The sequence below is a fragment of the Pantoea sp. SM3 genome, from assembly GCF_000963995.1.
Lineage (GTDB): Bacteria > Pseudomonadota > Gammaproteobacteria > Enterobacterales > Enterobacteriaceae > Pantoea > Pantoea rwandensis_B.
This window is the reverse complement of sequence record NZ_JZRD01000010.1, coordinates 1-18,401: the sequence shown is the minus strand read 5'-3', so window position 1 is coordinate 18,401 and position 18,401 is coordinate 1. Positions and strand designations below refer to the sequence as shown.

Genomic DNA, 18,401 nt, shown 5'->3' with positions numbered 1-18,401 from the left:
GAACCGTGATTTTGATTTTATCTTATTGATATTTATTTTTTATTAACAGATTTATATTCACCATACTCATTATTGTACTCATTTTGGAGTGGGCTTGCTTTCGTAATTCGAAGGTCGTAGGTTCGACCCCTATTATCGGCACCAGTAACCTATATCTTATTGATTTAATTAATATTAAATTTATTTAGAGTTAAATCGCGTAGCCTCTACTACATAGAGGTCATACAGCCGATGGCTCAACGTGATAATCTGTATCGCCGTAGCAGCGGTATTTATGTTGTCCGTATTGCAGTTCCCGCCCGATACCGTCTCTACACGGGACAGCGTGAGATTCACGCATCAACAGAAACAAACGACATCAGAAAAGCGCGAGTGATTGCCGCAGTCCTATTGGCTGTCTGGCAGCGATGTTTGGGTGAGTATCAAAAATTGGATAGAGAAAAGTTGGTGAGTAGTGCGCCTGCTTTGGCGGGCGAAGGAATGATCGGCCTTGCTGAATTTTGCGGTTTAACGAGTGCTTCCCTGCAACAAGTTGCTCAGCGCCTGCTTGATGCGAATATCCCGCTGTTTTGGCTTGCTATCTTGCTAAATAATATTAATAAAGATGCGTTTGGAGAAGAAACGCATCTTTTAATGATTAATTGAGTTTTTTAAACTGCCAAGTGTGATGAGAAGTTAGTTTGCCTGCATCATCTTTCTTAACATGAACACTAAATTTCTCACCATGTCCCGCTTCTCGAATTTCCTTGGGACAGTTTGTTATAGGTGTGCCAGCTGCGAAGATCTGCCCATCATCAACTATTACGGAAACTTTTTTGCCATTCACGTTTACAATGACATGAACTTCGGGAAGCTGACTGTAACTTTCTTTTGCAGGGCTTACATCATTAATAAATGTTAACTTACAATCAGTTCGCATTAATTCAAGGAATTTAAAATTTCTTCTGAGGCTAATCTTTGAGAATAAAGGTAAGTTGTCAGAGGCTAAGGCTTGCGGTTTACGTGTAATCACACCATAGATGACTTTGAAGGCTTTTTGTGTTATTCCTTTTTGAAGAGATTGGGTCAAGGGGGCACTTCCTTTTTGATTTACTAAATTAAGTAATTTTACGCTGCATTGCGGTTCCGAAAGCAATAATTCAATAGAGTTAGAACCTTGGTTGAATAAATGACTAAGTTGAGATGAGCGAGAAGATATTTTTATGTGATAAAAAACGCATAAATTATTTTCATAAGTTATTAAATCACATGGTTCGATCTGGGAGTAGCCATCAGGGCTAATGTCTGTTTGATCTAGGCATATGAATTCATTCAATAAAACAGGTATGGCTGAATTGTATTGAGCCTCGCTGTATGAGCGGGTTTGGTTGGCTGAAATAATGTCATGGTCGTAGTCTGGTAATGGGGATGGTATACATTTCCCATTGATATAGTCTGACAGTTCTTGTAAGTAATCAGCATCAACTTTATACCAGTCACCATCGCACATATGGTAGATGTTAGTTTGATCACCATTATTTATTGTTTTATCGAAAATCATACATCTGTAGACACTAAAAGAGTGCGTCGTTAAACCTTCTGTATTACATAAATCCATAGATAGCTTTTTTAAGTCATTCAGCGTAATATTGTCTAATTTATCACCTATGTAATCGTATAGATTTTCAATATTGATATCGGAGTATATATGAAGCGTTTTATGAATTCCTTTAAAGGTGCAATATATATTATCTCTATAATCAACAATATCTGGTATGGCTAGCTCTAGATTTTCATCTTTTCTTTTGAAACTTTCCAATAAGAAGTTGTCTAGTTCTTTAACTCGAGCGGGATCTTTTTCTGGAGAAATTTTTTGAATGTTAGGGAATGCTTCTAAGTAATCATCACTTATATATAAATCAATAAGCTTTTCACATATTTCATTGAGTTTTTCTGGAGCCGTTTTCAATCCAACTTTAAGGCTTGCAGAACCTGTGGCATTGCTAAATAAATTTGAATGTTCCTCTTTAACTTTTCCTGTAAGACTTTTCAGTATTTCACTATTGCTATCAAAGTCAAGGTATGTAAGATCATTTGTTATAGGAAGTTGTGTTCTTTTTCTTCTGGCAGCACCAGGATCAACGATGTCTGCACTTTTTAATTCTTTGGGGTCAAGGCTATTAAGTGTAACTCTTAGACCAAAATCATACTCATAAGAAACATCCAATAAATTATGATAGACATGGCCGAAACACAAAGCGAATACTCTACCCCTTACAGGTAAGAAAATTAATGCACCTTTATTCTTTTGTGTGATGTTTCCACTTATATTAAAGTAATCGACCCACCAAGGTATAGTTTCGATCTTATCTGAAATGAATAATGATGATCCGGCAGGTAAGCTTTGCGCGTGGAAATTACTTTGTAAACCGTGATCCTGTTTTAAAGAATTATTTGCATTATAGCCGTCTTTGAGCAAATAAATTGAAAATGGCCTCGTTTTCATAACTATAACCTTTACGCTGTGTAAGTGCAAAAAATTTAACGCAAAGAGAATGTTTAGGAAATGGATGTATGTAATATTTATAAATATTTTGAATCACTTCTCATTAATGCAGGATTCAAAACGTATCGTTGCAAATAGTTTTGTATTGTTACTATTAGGTTGAGTTATATTTAGTGATGTCGCATTTAATAATATCATTCACGTCCCTTTTAAAATGTTCTCAAAATCAGCGCTGTTTAGATCCGGTGCAGAGCACAGCATATCCCTCGCTAATGCCCGACGACGCTGAAGGAGATCGTCTAGTGTTTCTTCAAACGTCGTGATTTCAGAGTCCATTATCGTCGGTTAATACACATATACATCTTTTGTCTGGCCGATACGGTATGTGACTAAAGACGTTCAGGGGATGAACGATATAAAGTAGGGCAATGAGTAAAGTGGTTGTCCAGTTTCCTCTTTTTTACCCCTTGAATGCAAACTTCTTTATGCTCCATCGTTTGTAATCGCACCCGTTCCGGGTATCATTTTGCGTACTGCATTCCAAAACCGAATCTGCGATGAGGCATGGCTGCTTTTTCGCTGCGATCTCCCCCCGAGGATTTTGATGAACAACGCTGAACAACAGTTTCTTAGTGAACTAGATAACAAATTCTGGAAGGCCGCTGACAAGCTGCGCGCCAATATGGATGCCGCCAACTACAAGCATGTGGTACTGGGGCTCATCTTCCTGAAGTATGTTTCAGATGCCTTTGAGGCCCGCCAGCAAGAGCTGATAACCCTGTTCCGGGATGTCGGCAACCCTGACAACATCTACGCCATGTCGCGCGATAGTTACGACTCAGATGAAGAATACGGCCAGGCTATCCGGGACGAGCTGGAAGTTGAAGATTACTACGTCGAGAAAAATGTTTTCTGGGTGCCGAAAGCTGCCCGTTGGGAAACGCTGAAAAACAAAGCCATGCTGCCGACCGGCACGGTGTTGTGGGTGGATGATACCACCGGGCTGGAGGTCAAACTACGCTCCGTGTCCTGGCTGGTGGACAACGCGCTGGATGAAATTGAAAAAACCAACCCGAAACTTAAAGGTATTCTAAACCGCATCAGTCAGTACCAACTTGGCAACGAGGTGCTGACCGGGCTGATTAACACCTTCTCTGATGCGAACTTCAGCAACCCTGATTATAACGGAGAGAAACTCAGCTTAAAGAGCAAAGATATTCTCGGTCACGTTTACGAATATTTCCTCGGCCAGTTCGCGCTGGCGGAAGGCAAGCAGGGCGGCCAGTACTACACGCCAAAAAGCATCGTCACCCTAATTGTTGAGTGCTTACAGCCCTACAACGGCCGTGTGTATGACCCGGCGATGGGCTCCGGCGGGTTCTTTGTTTCCAGCGACCGTTTTATTGAAGAGCACGCGAGCGAGAAGCACTACAACGCCGCCGAGCAAAAGCAGAAAATCTCCGTCTACGGTCAGGAATCCAACCCCACCACTTGGAAGCTGGCGGCGATGAACATGGCGATCCGCGGTATTGATTTTAACTTTGGTGCCAAAAACGCCGATACCCTGCTCGACGATCAGCATCCGGATCTGCGCGCCGACTTCGTAATGGCTAACCCACCGTTCAATATGAAGGAGTGGTGGAACGCTAAGCTGGAAAATGACGTGCGCTGGAAGTACGGTACCCCGCCACAGGGCAACGCCAACTTCGCGTGGATGCAGCATATGATCCATCACTTGGCGCCGAAAGGCTCGATGGCGCTGCTGCTGGCCAACGGTTCGATGAGCTCCAACACCAACAACGAAGGCGAAATCCGCCGTAACCTGATTGAAGCCGATCTGGTCGAGTGCATGGTGGCGCTGCCGGGCCAGTTGTTTACTAACACCCAAATCCCGGCCTGTATCTGGTTCCTGACCAAAGACAAAACCGGCGGCAACGGCAAAGCGCACCGTAAGGGTGAAGTGCTGTTTATCGACGCCCGCCAGATTGGCTATATGAAAGACCGCGTGCTGCGTGATTTTACCCGTGAAGATATCGCCAAAATAGCCGACACCTTCCACGCCTGGCAGGCAGATAAAGATTATGAAGAACAAGCCGGATTCTGCTTCTCTGCAGCGCTGGAAGACATCCAGAAAAACGACTTTGTGCTCACTCCCGGGCGCTATGTCGGTGCAGCAGAGCAAGATGAAGATGATGAGCCCTTTGCAGAGAAGATGGCGCGACTGACAGCGCAGCTTAAGGATCAGCTGGATGAAAGTGCGACGCTGGAAGCGCAGATTAAGGCGAATCTGGGGGGGCTGGGTTATGAGTTCTGAGTGGCCATTAAAAAAAATATCTGAAATCGCTGACTTCTTAAATAGTAAGAGAATCCCATTAAAAAGTCTTGATAGGCAGAAGCGTCAAGGCCCCTATCCTTACTATGGTGCTTCCGGTATCGTTGATCGCATAGATGGGTATATTTTTGATGGGACATATTTGTTAATTTCTGAAGATGGTGAAAATTTACGCACTCGTAAAACGCCAATTGCTTTTAAAGCTCATGGTAAGTTCTGGGTTAATAATCATGCACATATACTTTCTGAGAAAGAGGAAGGAGTTCTCGATTACCTTGAATACTACTTTTCCACACTAGACCTTGATCCTTATATCACTGGTGCGGTACAGCCCAAACTTAATAAATCCAATTTAGATTCTATTAAAATACCATTCCCCGACAAAGATACTAGATTGTTTATAAATGCAACTTTGAATTCTTTGACTCAGAAGGTAGCGATAAATCATAAATTAAACCAAACCCTCGAACAAATGGCTCAAGCCCTGTTCAAAAGCTGGTTTGTCGATTTTGAACCGGTAAAAGTCAAAATGGTAGCTCTGGAAGAGGGTGGTTCGCAGGAAGACGCGACGCTTGCCGCCATGACGGCGATTTCCGGGAAAGATACTGATGCGCTGGCGGTTTTTGAGCGTGAACATCCTGAGCACTATGCCGAGTTAAAAGCCACGGCAGAACTGTTTCCGTCTGCGATGCAGGACAATGAGTTGGGGGAAATTCCGGAAGGGTGGGCAGTTGTTAAAACTGAAGAATTGGTTAGTAAAATTGGAATGGGGCCATTTGGTTCAAATATTAAGGTATCCACCTTTGTTGATGAAGGTATTCCTGTAATTAGTGGGCAGCATTTAAAAGAATCTATTCTTAATGATGGTGAGAATAATTTCGTAACACTTGAACATGCAGGTAAATTGAAAAGCTCAAATGTATTTAGTGAAGATATCATCTTTACACATGCAGGGAGCATAGGGCAGGTTTCAATCATACCTGAATTTTCAGAGTATGATCGTTATGTGATATCCCAGCGACAGTTCTTTTTGCGTGCAGATAAAAAACTCACATCTCCGTATTATTTATTATACTTCTTTAGATCACGGATAGGACAGCATCTATTATTATCGAACGCCTCGCAAGTAGGTGTCCCTTCTATTGCCAGACCATCATCTCATCTGAAAAACATTGAGCTAATCGCACCTGATTTTAAGCTAGTAAAAAAATTTGAAGAACATTGTAAAACCATAATCAACGGAGTTGTTCAGCGTAAAAAACAAACAGCGTTATTAAAAAACATCCGCGACACCCTTCTCCCCAAACTCCTCTCCGGCGAAATCCCCCTGCCAGACGCCGAGCAGGCGGTAAGCGAGGCGGAAAATGTATAAAGTTGATAAGCCGACCAACAGCTTGCACTCCTTGCAGGAGGTGTCTTTTAGCAGCCTCGGCTACACCGAGCGCCATCACCTGCAGGAGTGGCTGGCAAAAAACCCGCAGGCGTTAACCCGCGATAACGACGATGAACTGCTGATCATTCAGAAGGAATTTGCTGGTTTTGACGATACAAAAGAGCGCCTTGACCTGCTGGCTATCGATAAGCAGCGCAATCTGGTGATCATTGAAAACAAGCTCGATGACTCCGGGCGCGATGTGGTGTGGCAGGCGCTTAAATATGCCGGCTACTGCGCCAACCTGCGCAAAGAACAGATTCTCGACATCTTTCAGCTCTATCTCGACAAATACGAGCCGGAAGAGACCCGTCCGGCGGCGGAAGTGATGGCGGAGTTTCTGGAGTGCGAAAGCCTGGATGAAGTGCAAATCAACCAGAGTCGCACCCAGCGAGTGATGATGGTGGCGGCCAGCTTCCGCAAAGAAGTGACCAACACCGCGCTGTGGCTAATGCAGTTTGGCCTACGGGTGCAGTGCTTTAAGGTTAAACCGTACAAATTCAACGACGATGTGTTTGTTGATATTCGCCAAGTGATCCCCACACCTGAAGCCGAATCTTTCATGATTGGCATGGCACAGAAAGAAGCGGAAGAGCAGTCCACCAGCGGCGAACTGAAAACCCGGCATTACCTGCGCAAGGCCTTCTGGACCAAAGCGCTGGAACGCCTCAAAGCCAGCCAGTGTACGTTGTACAACAATATTAGCCCCTCGACCGACCACTGGCTCAGTGCTGGGTCTGGTATTAGCGCGGTATCGTATAACCTGATTTTCAGTAAAAAAGAGATTCGTGTTGAGCTGTGGATTGCCAAATCTTCGGCTGAGAGCAATACCTTTGCGTTTAACTGGCTCTATGAACACAAAGCGCTAATCGAGAACTCGTTTGGTCATGAACTGAAGTGGGAACCGTTGCCGGGCAAAAAATCGTGCCGAATCTCGTTTGCCACGCCTGCTACCAGCCTCGATGAGAGCAACTGGCCAACGATGATCGACTGGCTGCTGAAAAACCTGACTGCGTTTGAAATAGCGCTCGAGCCTTTTATTGCCCCACTGAATATGGCGCTTAAAGATATTTCTAACGCGCCGGAAGAGACGGAAGAACCTGAGACAGAGGAAGCCTGATGCTGAGCGAAGACGATTTAGAGCAGCAATGCCTGAAATGGTTTGCTGAACAGGACTGGGAAGTGCTGCACGGGCCCGATATCGCGCCAGATGGCGACAATCCGCTGCGTGCCTCATTTCATGATGTGTTTTTGCGCCCAGTGATGCTGGAGCAGCTGCAAACTATCAACCCCCATCTCCCTGTTTACGTGCTGGAAGAGGTGATACTACGTATTACCCGTCCCGTAAGCCCGGATCTGGTCGTCAGTAACAAAGCCTTTCATCACCTGCTACTCGACGGTGTGCCCGTAGAGTACAAACGCGAAGATAAGACGATTCACGATAAAGCGCTGCTGATGGATTTTAACCATCCTGGCAATAACCGCTTTATGGTCGTTAATCAGGTGGCTATTCAGGGGATAAAACAGGTCCGTCGCCCGGATATTATTGGCTATATCAACGGCCTGCCGGTAGCGGTGATTGAGCTGAAAAGCCCGATTGATGCCAATGCCGATATCTGGGCTGCGTTTAACCAGCTGCAGACCTATAAAAACGAACTCAGCGACCTGTTTATCTGCAACGAAGCGCTGGTGGTGAGCGATGGGCAGAATGCGCGTATCGGCTCGCTGACCGCTGATGAAGAGCGCTTCCTGCCGTGGAAAACCGTGGCTAACGAAGACGACAAGCCGCAGTTTGACTGGCAGCTTAAAACCGTGGTGCAGGGCTTCTTTAACCGGGAACTGCTGCTCGATTACATTCGCTACTTTGTGTTGTTCGAAAATGACGGTAAACGGCTGATCAAGAAAATTGCCGCTTATCACCAGTTCCATGCGGTCCGTGAAGCTGTCGCGGCCACTATTGTGGCGTCTACCGGAAAACATCTGCCGTTGCGCAGTAACATCCAGCCCGGCAGTAAAAAAGCGGGCGTGGTGTGGCATACCCAAGGTTCCGGTAAAAGTATCTCCATGTGCTGTTACGCCGGGAAACTGCTGCAACAGGCAGAGATGAACAACCCGACCATCGTGGTAGTGACTGACCGTAACGATCTCGACGGGCAGCTCTACGCCACCTTCTGCCAAGCGCAAGATTTACTGAAACAAACGCCGTTACAGGCCAACGACCGCGACGAGTTGCGCGAGCTGCTCAATGCCCGCGAATCCGGCGGTATTATTTTTACTACTGTGCAGAAATTTGCGCCGTTGGACAATGAGCAGAGCCATCCTGCACTTAACGCACGCAGCAACATCGTGGTGATTTCCGATGAAGCGCACCGCAGCCAATATGGCTTGAGTGCCACGCTGGACAGACAAACTGGTGTCTATAAATACGGTTATGCCAAACACATGCGCGATGCGCTGCCGAACGCCTCGTTTATGGGCTTTACCGGTACGCCGATAGCGTCTGAAGATAAAGATACTCGCGCGGTGTTTGGTGATTACGTCTCTATCTACGACATCCAGGACGCTGTGGATGACGGCGCGACGGTGCCGATTTACTACGAATCCCGACTGGCAAAACTCGACCTGAATCATGAGGAGCTGGAAACGCTCTCCGATCAGGTGGATGAGCTGGTGGAAGATGAAGAGACCGGCCAGCAAGAGAAAACCAAAGGTGACTGGAGCCGTCTGGAAAAGCTGGTGGGTTCTGAGCCGCGTATTGAGCAAGTTGCCGCTGACCTGGTTCAGCACTTTGAAACTCGTAACGCAGCCATGAATGGCAAGGCGATGATTGTCGCCATGAGCCGAGATATCTGCGTGAAGTTCTACAAGGCCATCGTGGCAATTCGCCCGGAGTGGCATAGTGAAGATGTCGAACAAGGGGCAATCAAAGTCATCATGACCGGCTCGGCATCGGATAAAGACCCTCTCCAGCCGCACATCTACAACAAGCAGACCAAAAAGCGCCTTGAAGCTCGCTTTAAAGATTTGAACGATCCCCTCAAACTGGTGATCGTCCGTGATATGTGGCTGACCGGATTTGATGCGCCATGCTGCCACACCATGTATATCGACAAACCGATGCGTGGCCATAACCTGATGCAGGCCATTGCACGTGTTAACCGCGTATTCCGGGATAAGCCCGGCGGGCTGGTGGTGGATTATATTGGTATTGCGAACGAGCTGAAGCAGGCGCTGAAAATCTATACCGACTCAAAAGGAAAAGGGCAGACCACGGTTGATGCCCGGGAAGCCTTTGCCGTCCTGTTGGAAAAAATCGACATCATCCACGGGATGTTTGCGCCCTCGGCAGGAAAACCAGGCTTTAGCTACGTGGGCTTTTCTCACGATCCGTTGGCGTTCTTACGCGATGCGGTGAACTACATTCTGGGTCTGGATGACGGTAAAAAGCGTTATCTCGACGTTTCATTGGCGATGAGTAAAGCTTGGTCATTGTGTAATACCCTAGATGAGGCGAAACCCTTACAGGAAGAATTCGCGTTTCTCTCGGCGGTCAGAGTGGGGCTTATCAAGCTTGACCCCAAGGAAAAATTTAGCCAGTCGGAAAAAAATTCTCTGCTGAGTAAGATCCTTGATAACGCGGTTATTGCCACTGGGGTTGAGGATGTCTTCGCGCTGGCCGGGCTGGATAAACCCAATATCGGCCTGCTGTCGGATGAGTTCCTGGAAGAAGTGCGGGAAATGCCGCAGCGCAATCTGGCTGTGGAACTGCTGGAAAAACTGCTGAATGACGGCATTCATGCACGTTCAGGTAATAACGTGGTGCAGCAGAAGAAATACTCCGACCGCCTGAAAGCCGTGCTGCTCAAATATAATAACCGGGCGATTGAAACCGCGCAGGTGATTGAAGAGCTGATCCAGATGGCAAAAGCGTTCCAGGAAGCGATGTCGCGCGATGATGCGCTGGGCCTAAACCCCGATGAAATTGCCTTCTACGATGCGCTGGCAGAAAACGAAAGTGCGGTGCGTGAACTGGGCGATGAAACGCTCAGAAGGCTGGCCATTGAGGTCACACGGCAACTGCGTAAATCCACCACTGTCGACTGGCAGGTACGTGGAAGCGTGCGTGCGCGGTTGCGTATTCTGGTACGCCAGACCTTGCGTAAGTATAAGTATCCGCCAGATAAAACGCCGGGTGCCGTGGAGCTGATTTTGAAGCAGGCAGAAGTGGTGTCGAACAGCTGGACGTCATAGCGACGTCCAACTTTTGATAGAGAGGGCAGAGTATCGCCCTCCGTTGTACCTGAAGAGTGAAAATAGTCCTGATTTAGCAGGCGGGGACCTCATTGCCAGGACTCAACGGCGGTACTGGATGCTCCTTTTGATTCAGTTATTTAAAACTTCTCCATTTACGATCTTTTCCATCAAAAATGAACAAATTGACCCCACAGTTGCAAAGTGAACGCAACTGTTTAACCCAGCGCGTCATGGCAGATAGTCCGATATCCATCGCTTTAGCCGCTTCAGCAACGGTATAGTTCTGATCGACAACAAGTTGGGCTGATTCGCGTTTGAACTCTGCACTGAAATTTCTTTTTTTAATTGGGGCACCTGTATTGTTCTGAGGCAAGCAGATCACCTCTTTTCAAGTGGTCAAATTCAGTAAACCACTACAAATCCCGGAATAGCGGTCAGACAGTTAGCTATGGGATACCCTCTTTTTAAAAATGTTTAATGTGAGTTTTTAGATCATACACTCGCTTTGTCCGAGTGTATGATTAATACATTACGTTTATACCCTTATGACCTGCGAATAGAGTTTGGGAAGAGGGGAGGACTACAAACCATAAACATTAATATAGAACTGACCTTTACCTTCATCAGTCTTTTGAATTCGATAAGTGATGAGGATATCTTGCTTTAAATCCGGCTTAGTGAATGTCAGATCAGCCGCACACTGGTACACATCTAAATTTGAGTCGTGACTCAGTGTTCTTACGTTGTTTACAGAAATTGATACGTCCGCATCAAGTTTTAGTGATTTTTCGATCTCCTTACGGGAGATGTCAATAACTAAGTTCTTTGCATCGGTACTGCTGCACTTAGGTGTGTCTTCGTTGCACCCAGAGAGAATAAAAGCAATAATGAAAGTAATGAATATTTTCAACATGTAGTTTTCTCTTGTATTTTTAATCAAAGTTTCTATTTGATTTTCTGATTTTCTCAAGAATATTAGCGGCGCGATTGTAACCTATTCTAAAATGATGCTGTACAGTACTTACTTTGATGACTTTTAACCCTTCATTAAATATGAATTCAAGGGTCTCTTCATGCAGAGCGTCGGTGGGTGCATCGTTTTCGTTTTTGATTATTTTATTAATGTTAATTTTATCAGGGGATGTGTTCTGCCTGTCTTTCATTTTGCTTTGTACACTCCATCCATAGTGCCTGTCGCTGAACTCCCGCAGTAATCCTCGCACCCTTTAGTCATAACTGTCGCTCCTCCTGTCGATAATTCGCTGATAACAGCTACACACTGGCTTGACGAATCGTTCCAAAGCCAGCGTTTTCTCTGCCCCGTGCTAGCTGAAATTGCACTTGCATTCCCTTCCATGTTGCATACACCTGAGCCATCCGGTGTTGATGAGTTAATTAAAAACTCGGCAGACTCTTTATGATTCGTTATTTCCAGATATCCATTCTTTTTAACGTATTCCGCAGCATTAACCAGTGTAGATGTGCTCAATATCAGGGTGGCTAAAATGACTCTTTTCATCGTTTTTCCTTGTCAATTAATACGAATATTTTTGGTGATTTTACCGAATGTCAGCGGCCTGCGTTTTTCGACATAAAAGTAGGCAACATTAAACGCAGACTTTTTATGATTGCCACGACCGAGAGAAGGCCAGTCGCGAAAAGCCTCAATCTGAGCTTCCGAGTAGGGTGTGATAGAGAAGTCAAACAGGACAAGCAGAGCTTTGCCGTCGTGCTTCATTAATTTCTTCACCTCAGTGCTATTAACGGTTGCGGAGACATTAGAACGAGCTGCTGTTGGCTTACGGACGGCAAACTCAACGGCCACATCGTCAATGACAAAATCAATGAGCCCATGACCGGTTACCGATCCTGGTAGTTTGCTTTTTACTTCCGGCGAGAGGTTATCCGCAAACCAGCCCAGTAAATAGCAACGAACTAATGGCAGTAGTTCACGCTCGTTACATTCATTCAGACGCAATGTTTTGACAAATTCGCGCCGGTAAAGGGAGCTGAAAAAGTACTCAAAGCAGTCAGTTATTTCACTAATGGTGGTTGCCACAATGCTCTCCCTAACCAGCCACCTATCAACCCGTGGGGTTACAAGCTACGTTAAAGACCTGATCAGCAAATTTTTCCACATCAGGTCTATAAAAGGAATTTTTAGTGATTTTATGTCCATTAGTGATGTTCATGCAAGTGTAAAAAGGCCCCAGACTTCCTTTTATGGACGTACTGGAGATCATGTAATGGTTAAGCTCGTAGCAGACTCAGCGGATAAGCTGGTAGGACAGCGTATTCAGGCCAGACGTAAGGAGGCAGGATTAACCGCAGCTGAGCTGGCGGAGTCTATTGATATTTCGCAGCAACAGCTTTCTCGTTATGAGCGCGGGACGAATAAGATCAATATTGCTCATTTGATCACAATTGCGGTTGCTTTAAAGACACCGATAAGTTGGTTCTTTATAGACTGTATGGATAATTTCAACTTTGACGAAATGCAACCGAAGTATTTGACAGGCCATGATATGGAACTAAAGCAACGACTCGATCAAGTTTGGATGAAACTCGATCATGATAAAAAGAAAATTTTGATTATATTCCTTGATGAATTCACAAAATAAAATTAGTTCCTTGGTGAAACTATTTGCTCTTGATTTTTATTCCTGGTAAAATGTCATTACTGGATAGTGTAATATTACTCAGTCACTGATACACCAAATTAATAACCAATGTGCCACTTCATTCTATATCCCTTCTGCCGGGCGGACGCTTATCATTTAAGCGTTAAAAATGGGGGGGTAGTGAGTTGCAATGTTGTTATTAACCCATTATATATTTACCGGAATAGACGAGCATGAATATTATCCGTCAGGAAGGGCTTTCTATGCCCGTAAGTCAGGAGTTAATTAATATTATATTTAAAGAGATATCTAGGAGGCCACCCACCAGTCCCAATGTTCGGGCAGTCACTTTATTATTCAAAGATTTCAATTACAGTGCTGAAAACGGTGGGTATCATCCTGTAGAGATAAGACTGACGTCCAGAAACGATGAATGGTATTTCGATTACATCACCGACTTCAAATATATGGGGCTTTACCCTGAGCTTGAAAAAGATATTGATTTTAGCTGGAGCCAGCGTTATGTATTCCTGTCTTTCGTTGGTGACTTACATCCAGGAGAAGGGCGCGACATTTTTGAGCTATGGCAGCGTAACTTTGTCCACTATCACTTTCTGAAGGCCTACTCGCTCACCGTCAGTTGGGAAAGCTAATCCCACCGCACTGATTAATCATTAAATACAACGGAGACATTATCTGTGACTGCAAACAGAGGGATACGTGCGTCTCAACAGGGAGAACTGGACAGCCTTTGCGGTGCTTATTGCTTGGTTAATATGCTGAGCTGGTTATATGACGGGAAGGTTAAGCGACGCCCACTAATGAACCGACTTACTCAGACCTATCAGCTGCGTTGGCCTTTAAATGAATGGCTGACCGAAGGTATTGAGGAAGATCGCCTCGACTGGCTGATGGCTCAGGTTTTGCAGAAAGGACATTACAGCCGTCAGTTCCCGGTTGAAATAACCAAACCCTTTGCTGGAAAGAAGGGGCTGGCAGACGGACGACTTTTCAGGGAAATGCAGCGGTTTCTGGACGTCACTGACCATTCCCGCCTCATCCTTCTCAGCGATCAGTTTCATTGGTCACTTCTGGTCAAAATGGACGAGGAAACTCTCTGGTTCTTCGACAGTAACGGGCGCACCACTATGTCACGTAAAGCCTTCTCACTGCGCATTGGTCTGACTCGCCGCCAGCTATTTGCAGATGCTATCTATTTTATTGAACGGGAGTTCTGAAATGACGATGTTTAACCAACGTGAAACCCGCATCCTTGATAAGGCGCGCGACATTATCAGCAGGTATTATCAGTATGGCGTTCAGCTATCCTGTCCTGATGATGTCAGGCGGTGCGTAATGGTTGAGTTGGCACCGCTTGAACATGAAGAGTTTGGCATAATCTTGCTCAATAATCAGAATCAGCTGTTACATCGGGAAACTTTGTTCAGGGGTACATTGAATACGGTCAGCGTTCACCCCCGCGAAGTAATCAAGCTTGTACTGAAACACAACGCCGCCGCAGCAATTCTCGTTCACAACCACCCCAGCGGCGAGCCGGAACCCAGCCGAAGTGATATCAATCTGACTAAAAAGCTAAAGGGGCTGCTGGAGATGCTGGACGTACGGTTGTTGGATCACTTTATCGTTGCTGGCGTTGAAACAGTTTCGATGGCTGAACGAGGGCTGGTCTGATGCGAGCAGTTACTTGGTTTAATGTACGTTATCACGGGTTAAACGCATGAGCAGGAGTGCGTTGCGTCAGATCGTGCCGGTGGTGCAAACCACCGTGTTCGATGCGTATATCAGCGGTCTGGCACCATCGGGGCGACGGGGTATCACCAGCTTGTTAAACCGCAGCGCCAGCATACTCAAACGCGGTGCGGATGCCGCTCACTACCCGTGGGAGCAACTTAACTTCGCCGCCGTTGCTAAAGTACGTGCGGCACTGCTGGATGACGGTTACGCCGTGTCGTCGGTCAACATGGCGTTATCAGCACTGCGGGGCGTAGCGCAGACAGCTTTTAACCTGAACTGCATGAATGCCGAAACGCTGGCACGTATCCGGTCAGTTAAACGCGTGAGCGGCGATATCCAGCGTAAGGGAAGGGCATTAGACAAGCAGGAAATCCGGGCACTGGTTCAGGCCGCGAAACAGCATCCGCAACCGGCACGGCGCTGCCGTGATGTTGCCATTGTACTTACACTCTGCGGAACAGGCCTGCGGGCCGGGGAACTGGTTAAACTTAAGCGCCGGGACTATGACAATGGCATCCTGACGGTGAGGCAGGGGAAAGGGCGGAAATACCGAGAAATCCATGTTGCGGCAGCGATAGATAAAGCCATCCGTGCGTGGCTGAAAATCAGCGCAAACGAAGCTGAAAACGCTCTGTTCAGCCGTATTCAGCGTAATGTCAAAGCCGCCAGTTCCTCCCTGACTACGACCGGCTTAACGGGTATTCTGGCGGAATTACAGCACACGTCAGGCATTGTACGTTTCACTCCGCACGACATGCGGCGCACCTTCATCACCCGTTTACTGGAGCAGGGCGTGGATATCAACACCGTACGCCAGCTGGCAGGCCATAGAGATATATCAACGACAACTCGCTATGACTTACGTAACAAAGCCACGTTAGGTAATGCAAGTAAGTCTCTAAGTATTTATTAAAAGATGCATGCAATAAAGTCCTTTAATTGTTTTTGCTTTCTTGCGCTTTTACTGCCTTTATTATGGCTCTAGCATTTGAGCACTTTATGACGTGCTTTTCTGTCCACACTGTAGATATAAATCGAATGCCTGTGTTTCCTTCAGGGAAATGAGGTAGAGGAATATCTTCTTCGTTTAATTTTCGTGCAATGTCTCCATTGCTTACCCCTTCAAATGTCTCAGTCCAAATTCGCTCGTAAATATCAACAAGCTTTCCCGAAGACTCATGTTCATGTTCTAAAATGTTATCAAGGTAGTATTGGTTAATTAATTCATCAATGGCATAGCTGTTTCTTTCAGTGTCATTTCTTTGGTTACGGCTATTTGCTGTGCGCTTAACTATTTCATTGAGATGCTCAAGAGTATCGCTATTTAAATAAATTGTTTTTCGATTTCCTTCCTTTTTAAGTTTTTCACGGCGAATTTGTTGTCTTTCCGCATCAGACTTAGCTCGACTCTCTTTTTTCATATCACCTTTACCTCATGAGATTTTATATCACTTTATGGTTTTCTTGAGGATTGTCAATATCTACTCCCCCTTGATAGTCAATGGAAGCTTCAATCCGCTTCACACAAATATATGATGAAAATATCGTGACCGTCACGTTGGTGTTTTCATATATTGTAATGTGTTGGTCACAGATTTCGATGTGTGTCATCACTGTTACCTGAAAGAGACTGAATTTGATTTTCGTGATGGTCACGATAGGTGGTTATGGTGAAAAAGTTGTTGTGGTCACGTTTTTACGTGCGACGTGCGTGGTTAATCTATTGAATATTAAGAAATAAGTTTGGTTGTAAAAGCCTGTTCGCATCAGCCGATGCGTAACCAAAACAGGTGTACCATGACCACAATTCGTATCATCAAAGTCCCGGAAGTTCTTGAACGTTGTGCTATGTCCAGGGCTTCGCTCTACCGAATGCTCCAGCGTAATGAGTTTCCTCGTCAGATCCGTATAGGTATCCGTTCGGTAGGCTTCTACGAGCATGAAGTTAATCAATGGTTGGCTGAGCGCATACGCGTCAAGTAATTGGCGCTTATAACATCAGTCAAGTTACACAGCTCAGCACAGCTTCAGAACTAACTTCAGCTCCAGATAGATGCGTAAGGTACTAGTTATAGTCACCAGCTAATCAGATTGGTATGTCTAATATACTTAATGGAGTGGGTGAATGCTTAACTCTCTCCGTGTAATCGTTGGGTGAGTATGAGTATCTAATCTGGTTGGGTGGTTACATGAAAATATACCTGTATCCCTATCTCGTATATTGCAGGTGGATGCGTTGAACCTATTATCAACTTGATATACAGGTTAGAAGCTGCACTGAGCATTAGACTCAAATCGGAGTTTATATGCTTAATGTTAAGAATATTAAAATGAATAAAGGGATGCTCGTTGGTCAAACATATGGTCGTTATCCTATGGCTATGCATATTGATTGGCTAACTGCAGTTTCTGATTATGGTAGTGAGGATGAGAAGGAGATTTTCGAAGCTTGTTTGCTGCTTCTGAAAAAGAAATTAAAGGGGGAGTATAACGTTACGCGCAGGAATATGGATAAGCGGAGTAAGAAGAAACCTCCGTACCGGAATGGTCTTCATATTTCGGAGTGTGGGGCTGGTTCGCCCAAGCTGTTAACTATCTATACAACTCCACGGTTCAAAGATATTGGAGGAATCTCTATTCAGATTCATCCTCAGCGTACCACCGGGGAGGGGATGGATACTTTGTTGAATAAGTTGAATGCCGCACTTGGTGGGCTGCTATTCCCTATATTGTCCCGGGCTTGGGTTACACGCGTAGACATTGCGTTAGATATCTATGGATGCAAACTGGATGACTATTTCTGGTGGCTAAGCTGGGCTAAGGCTTATGAAGATTTCTGTGAGCCATATGGATTACCGGGGTTGCAGATAGGGAAAAAATCAGCGCTAAGTTTAAATCTTTACGAGAAAATAGACGCTAGCGATGCCAAGATTGAAGGGCTTAAACGAGCTATTCTCCATGTTTTTGACAAAGATAATCGCGGCAAAGACAGGGAACGGAAAGAGCGGTTGATAGGCCTTGTAAAAGAACAACACCCTGAATTGCTGCGTGCTGAGTTTCGAGTTCAGGAGAAGAAGAACGGAACGGGGAAATACTCCAAAGAGGGGAAGGTCGTCATGCTCAGTAAACTGAAAAGTATGAAGAATCCCCTGCACCGCCTTCAAATATTTGATCGTGCATTAATGTCTGACATGTTCAACGAGTGGTACAAAGTCGGGCGGCCTGACACTAACAGTAGCAAGGGGCTGGTTAATATCCTGCATCGGGACACAGGGAAACACATAGGTCGGGCAGCTGAACGCATTTTTGAACGTCGAAAGGTTGAGCTGTTTAGTGCAAACGAGGTATGGAGCAGCTGGTCCGACTGTGTTGACGCTATGGGCAAGATACTGGCTGGCCTAACTGGGAAGAGCCCAGCAAGCAGCCAGACAGAATCACAAGCCAAGATTGAGCGGAAAAAACGAAGGTTATCTGGCGCTCGTTCTCGGCGTGAGCGCAGGCGTTAAATAGCAATTATGGCGG

Annotated in this window: 17 protein-coding genes and 3 pseudogenes; 12 read left to right on the top strand and 8 right to left on the bottom strand. The window is 45.6% G+C overall.

The window, feature by feature from the left end:
- Positions 1-231: 231 nt before the first annotated feature.
- Positions 232-579, top strand: a pseudogene (locus tag VI01_RS24730) (DUF6538 domain-containing protein); the annotation flags it as partial.
- A 58-nt stretch (positions 580-637) separates the two neighbouring features.
- On the opposite strand, the gene VI01_RS06500 reads toward VI01_RS24730, so the two are convergent.
- Together VI01_RS06500 and VI01_RS25675 are read right to left on the bottom strand one after the other, a co-directional pair.
- Positions 638-2,485 carry a TIGR04141 family sporadically distributed protein gene (locus tag VI01_RS06500; protein WP_045814453.1) on the bottom strand — a complete coding sequence of 616 codons (1,848 nt, stop codon included), beginning with the start codon at positions 2,483-2,485 and terminating at the stop codon, positions 638-640.
- Between the two features lie 198 nt (positions 2,486-2,683).
- Positions 2,684-2,869 (bottom strand): annotated as a pseudogene (locus tag VI01_RS25675) (hypothetical protein); the annotation flags it as partial.
- Positions 2,870-3,089: 220 nt separating this feature from the next.
- Between VI01_RS25675 and VI01_RS06495 the strand changes: the two are divergent.
- Genes VI01_RS06495 through VI01_RS06480 form a run of 4 tightly spaced genes read left to right on the top strand, consistent with a single transcriptional unit; the run spans position 3,090 to position 10,500 of the window.
- Positions 3,090-4,799 carry a class I SAM-dependent DNA methyltransferase gene (locus VI01_RS06495; RefSeq protein ID WP_045814452.1) on the top strand — a complete coding sequence of 570 codons (1,710 nt, stop codon included), beginning with the start codon at positions 3,090-3,092 and terminating at the stop codon, positions 4,797-4,799.
- A complete protein-coding gene (locus tag VI01_RS06490; protein ID WP_045814451.1) occupies positions 4,789-6,189 on the top strand; it encodes a restriction endonuclease subunit S in 1,401 nt (466 codons plus the stop codon). The genes VI01_RS06495 and VI01_RS06490 overlap by 11 nt, the downstream gene beginning before the upstream one ends.
- On the top strand, positions 6,182-7,369 hold the full coding sequence (locus VI01_RS06485) for a DUF4268 domain-containing protein (protein ID WP_045814450.1): 1,188 nt from the start codon (positions 6,182-6,184) through the stop codon (positions 7,367-7,369). The genes VI01_RS06490 and VI01_RS06485 overlap by 8 nt, the downstream gene beginning before the upstream one ends.
- Complete coding sequence (locus VI01_RS06480; protein WP_045814449.1) at positions 7,369-10,500, top strand: type I restriction endonuclease subunit R; 3,132 nt, start codon at positions 7,369-7,371, stop codon at positions 10,498-10,500. The genes VI01_RS06485 and VI01_RS06480 overlap by 1 nt, the downstream gene beginning before the upstream one ends.
- Positions 10,501-10,708: 208 nt before the next feature.
- On the opposite strand, the pseudogene VI01_RS24725 reads toward VI01_RS06480, so the two are convergent.
- The 5 genes and pseudogenes from VI01_RS24725 to VI01_RS06460 form a co-directional block, all read right to left on the bottom strand.
- Positions 10,709-10,849: pseudogene (locus VI01_RS24725) on the bottom strand (transposase); the annotation flags it as partial.
- A 234-nt stretch (positions 10,850-11,083) separates the two neighbouring features.
- Positions 11,084-11,416: a hypothetical protein gene (locus VI01_RS06475; RefSeq protein ID WP_045814448.1), complete on the bottom strand. Its 333-nt coding sequence runs from the start codon at positions 11,414-11,416 to the stop codon at positions 11,084-11,086.
- A 19-nt stretch (positions 11,417-11,435) separates the two neighbouring features.
- A complete protein-coding gene (locus tag VI01_RS25885) occupies positions 11,436-11,666 on the bottom strand; it encodes a DNA translocase FtsK (protein ID WP_045814447.1) in 231 nt (76 codons plus the stop codon).
- Positions 11,663-12,022 (bottom strand): hypothetical protein, encoded by a 360-nt coding sequence (locus tag VI01_RS06465; protein ID WP_045814446.1) that lies wholly within the window; start codon positions 12,020-12,022, stop codon positions 11,663-11,665. Before VI01_RS06465 ends, VI01_RS25885 begins: the two co-directional genes overlap by 4 nt.
- A 12-nt stretch (positions 12,023-12,034) precedes the next feature.
- On the bottom strand, positions 12,035-12,562 hold the full coding sequence (locus VI01_RS06460) for a hypothetical protein (RefSeq protein ID WP_045814445.1): 528 nt from the start codon (positions 12,560-12,562) through the stop codon (positions 12,035-12,037).
- A gap of 187 nt (positions 12,563-12,749) precedes the next feature.
- On the opposite strand from VI01_RS06460, the gene VI01_RS06455 reads away from it, so the two are divergent.
- The 5 genes from VI01_RS06455 (at position 12,750) to VI01_RS06435 (ending at position 15,792) form a co-directional block, all read left to right on the top strand.
- On the top strand, positions 12,750-13,124 hold the full coding sequence (locus tag VI01_RS06455) for a helix-turn-helix domain-containing protein (RefSeq protein ID WP_045814444.1): 375 nt from the start codon (positions 12,750-12,752) through the stop codon (positions 13,122-13,124).
- A gap of 233 nt (positions 13,125-13,357) precedes the next feature.
- Positions 13,358-13,777 carry a DUF2787 family protein gene (locus VI01_RS06450; protein ID WP_045814443.1) on the top strand — a complete coding sequence of 140 codons (420 nt, stop codon included), beginning with the start codon at positions 13,358-13,360 and terminating at the stop codon, positions 13,775-13,777.
- A gap of 123 nt (positions 13,778-13,900) precedes the next feature.
- Positions 13,901-14,362 carry a hypothetical protein gene (locus tag VI01_RS06445; RefSeq protein ID WP_052696965.1) on the top strand — a complete coding sequence of 154 codons (462 nt, stop codon included), beginning with the start codon at positions 13,901-13,903 and terminating at the stop codon, positions 14,360-14,362.
- A gap of 1 nt (position 14,363) precedes the next feature.
- Positions 14,364-14,816 (top strand): DNA repair protein RadC, encoded by a 453-nt coding sequence (gene radC / locus VI01_RS06440; protein ID WP_045814441.1) that lies wholly within the window; start codon positions 14,364-14,366, stop codon positions 14,814-14,816.
- Between the two features lie 46 nt (positions 14,817-14,862).
- Complete coding sequence (locus VI01_RS06435; RefSeq protein WP_045814440.1) at positions 14,863-15,792, top strand: site-specific integrase; 930 nt, start codon at positions 14,863-14,865, stop codon at positions 15,790-15,792.
- 22 nt (positions 15,793-15,814) lie between these two features.
- Here the strand turns inward: VI01_RS06435 and VI01_RS06430 are convergent, their stop codons facing one another.
- Positions 15,815-16,300, bottom strand: a complete 486-nt coding sequence (locus VI01_RS06430; RefSeq protein ID WP_045814439.1) for a hypothetical protein — start codon at positions 16,298-16,300, stop codon at positions 15,815-15,817.
- Between the two features lie 352 nt (positions 16,301-16,652).
- Between VI01_RS06430 and VI01_RS24720 the strand changes: the two genes are divergently transcribed.
- Positions 16,653-16,862, top strand: a complete 210-nt coding sequence (locus VI01_RS24720) for a helix-turn-helix transcriptional regulator (protein WP_369801864.1) — start codon at positions 16,653-16,655, stop codon at positions 16,860-16,862.
- Positions 16,863-17,185: 323 nt separating this feature from the next.
- Positions 17,186-18,385 carry a hypothetical protein gene (locus tag VI01_RS06425; protein ID WP_045814438.1) on the top strand — a complete coding sequence of 400 codons (1,200 nt, stop codon included), beginning with the start codon at positions 17,186-17,188 and terminating at the stop codon, positions 18,383-18,385.
- Positions 18,386-18,401: the final 16 nt, after the last annotated feature.

Excerpts from the sequence above, each read along its gene's own strand:
- VI01_RS06500 (WP_045814453.1), bottom strand. The coding sequence starts at position 2,485 with ATGAAAACGAGGCCATTTTCAATTTATTTGCTCAAAGACGGCTATAAT.
- VI01_RS06495 (WP_045814452.1), top strand. The coding sequence starts at position 3,090 with ATGAACAACGCTGAACAACAGTTTCTTAGTGAACTAGATAACAAATTC.
- VI01_RS06490 (WP_045814451.1), top strand. The coding sequence starts at position 4,789 with ATGAGTTCTGAGTGGCCATTAAAAAAAATATCTGAAATCGCTGACTTC.
- VI01_RS06485 (WP_045814450.1), top strand. The coding sequence starts at position 6,182 with ATGTATAAAGTTGATAAGCCGACCAACAGCTTGCACTCCTTGCAGGAG.
- VI01_RS06480 (WP_045814449.1), top strand. The coding sequence starts at position 7,369 with ATGCTGAGCGAAGACGATTTAGAGCAGCAATGCCTGAAATGGTTTGCT.
- VI01_RS06475 (WP_045814448.1), bottom strand. The coding sequence starts at position 11,416 with ATGTTGAAAATATTCATTACTTTCATTATTGCTTTTATTCTCTCTGGG.
- VI01_RS25885 (WP_045814447.1), bottom strand. The coding sequence starts at position 11,666 with ATGAAAGACAGGCAGAACACATCCCCTGATAAAATTAACATTAATAAA.
- VI01_RS06465 (WP_045814446.1), bottom strand. The coding sequence starts at position 12,022 with ATGAAAAGAGTCATTTTAGCCACCCTGATATTGAGCACATCTACACTG.
- VI01_RS06455 (WP_045814444.1), top strand. The coding sequence starts at position 12,750 with ATGGTTAAGCTCGTAGCAGACTCAGCGGATAAGCTGGTAGGACAGCGT.
- VI01_RS06450 (WP_045814443.1), top strand. The coding sequence starts at position 13,358 with ATGAATATTATCCGTCAGGAAGGGCTTTCTATGCCCGTAAGTCAGGAG.
- VI01_RS06445 (WP_052696965.1), top strand. The coding sequence starts at position 13,901 with ATGCTGAGCTGGTTATATGACGGGAAGGTTAAGCGACGCCCACTAATG.
- radC (WP_045814441.1), top strand. The coding sequence starts at position 14,364 with ATGACGATGTTTAACCAACGTGAAACCCGCATCCTTGATAAGGCGCGC.
- VI01_RS06435 (WP_045814440.1), top strand. The coding sequence starts at position 14,863 with ATGAGCAGGAGTGCGTTGCGTCAGATCGTGCCGGTGGTGCAAACCACC.
- VI01_RS06430 (WP_045814439.1), bottom strand. The coding sequence starts at position 16,300 with ATGAAAAAAGAGAGTCGAGCTAAGTCTGATGCGGAAAGACAACAAATT.
- VI01_RS24720 (WP_369801864.1), top strand. The coding sequence starts at position 16,653 with ATGCGTAACCAAAACAGGTGTACCATGACCACAATTCGTATCATCAAA.
- VI01_RS06425 (WP_045814438.1), top strand. The coding sequence starts at position 17,186 with ATGCTTAATGTTAAGAATATTAAAATGAATAAAGGGATGCTCGTTGGT.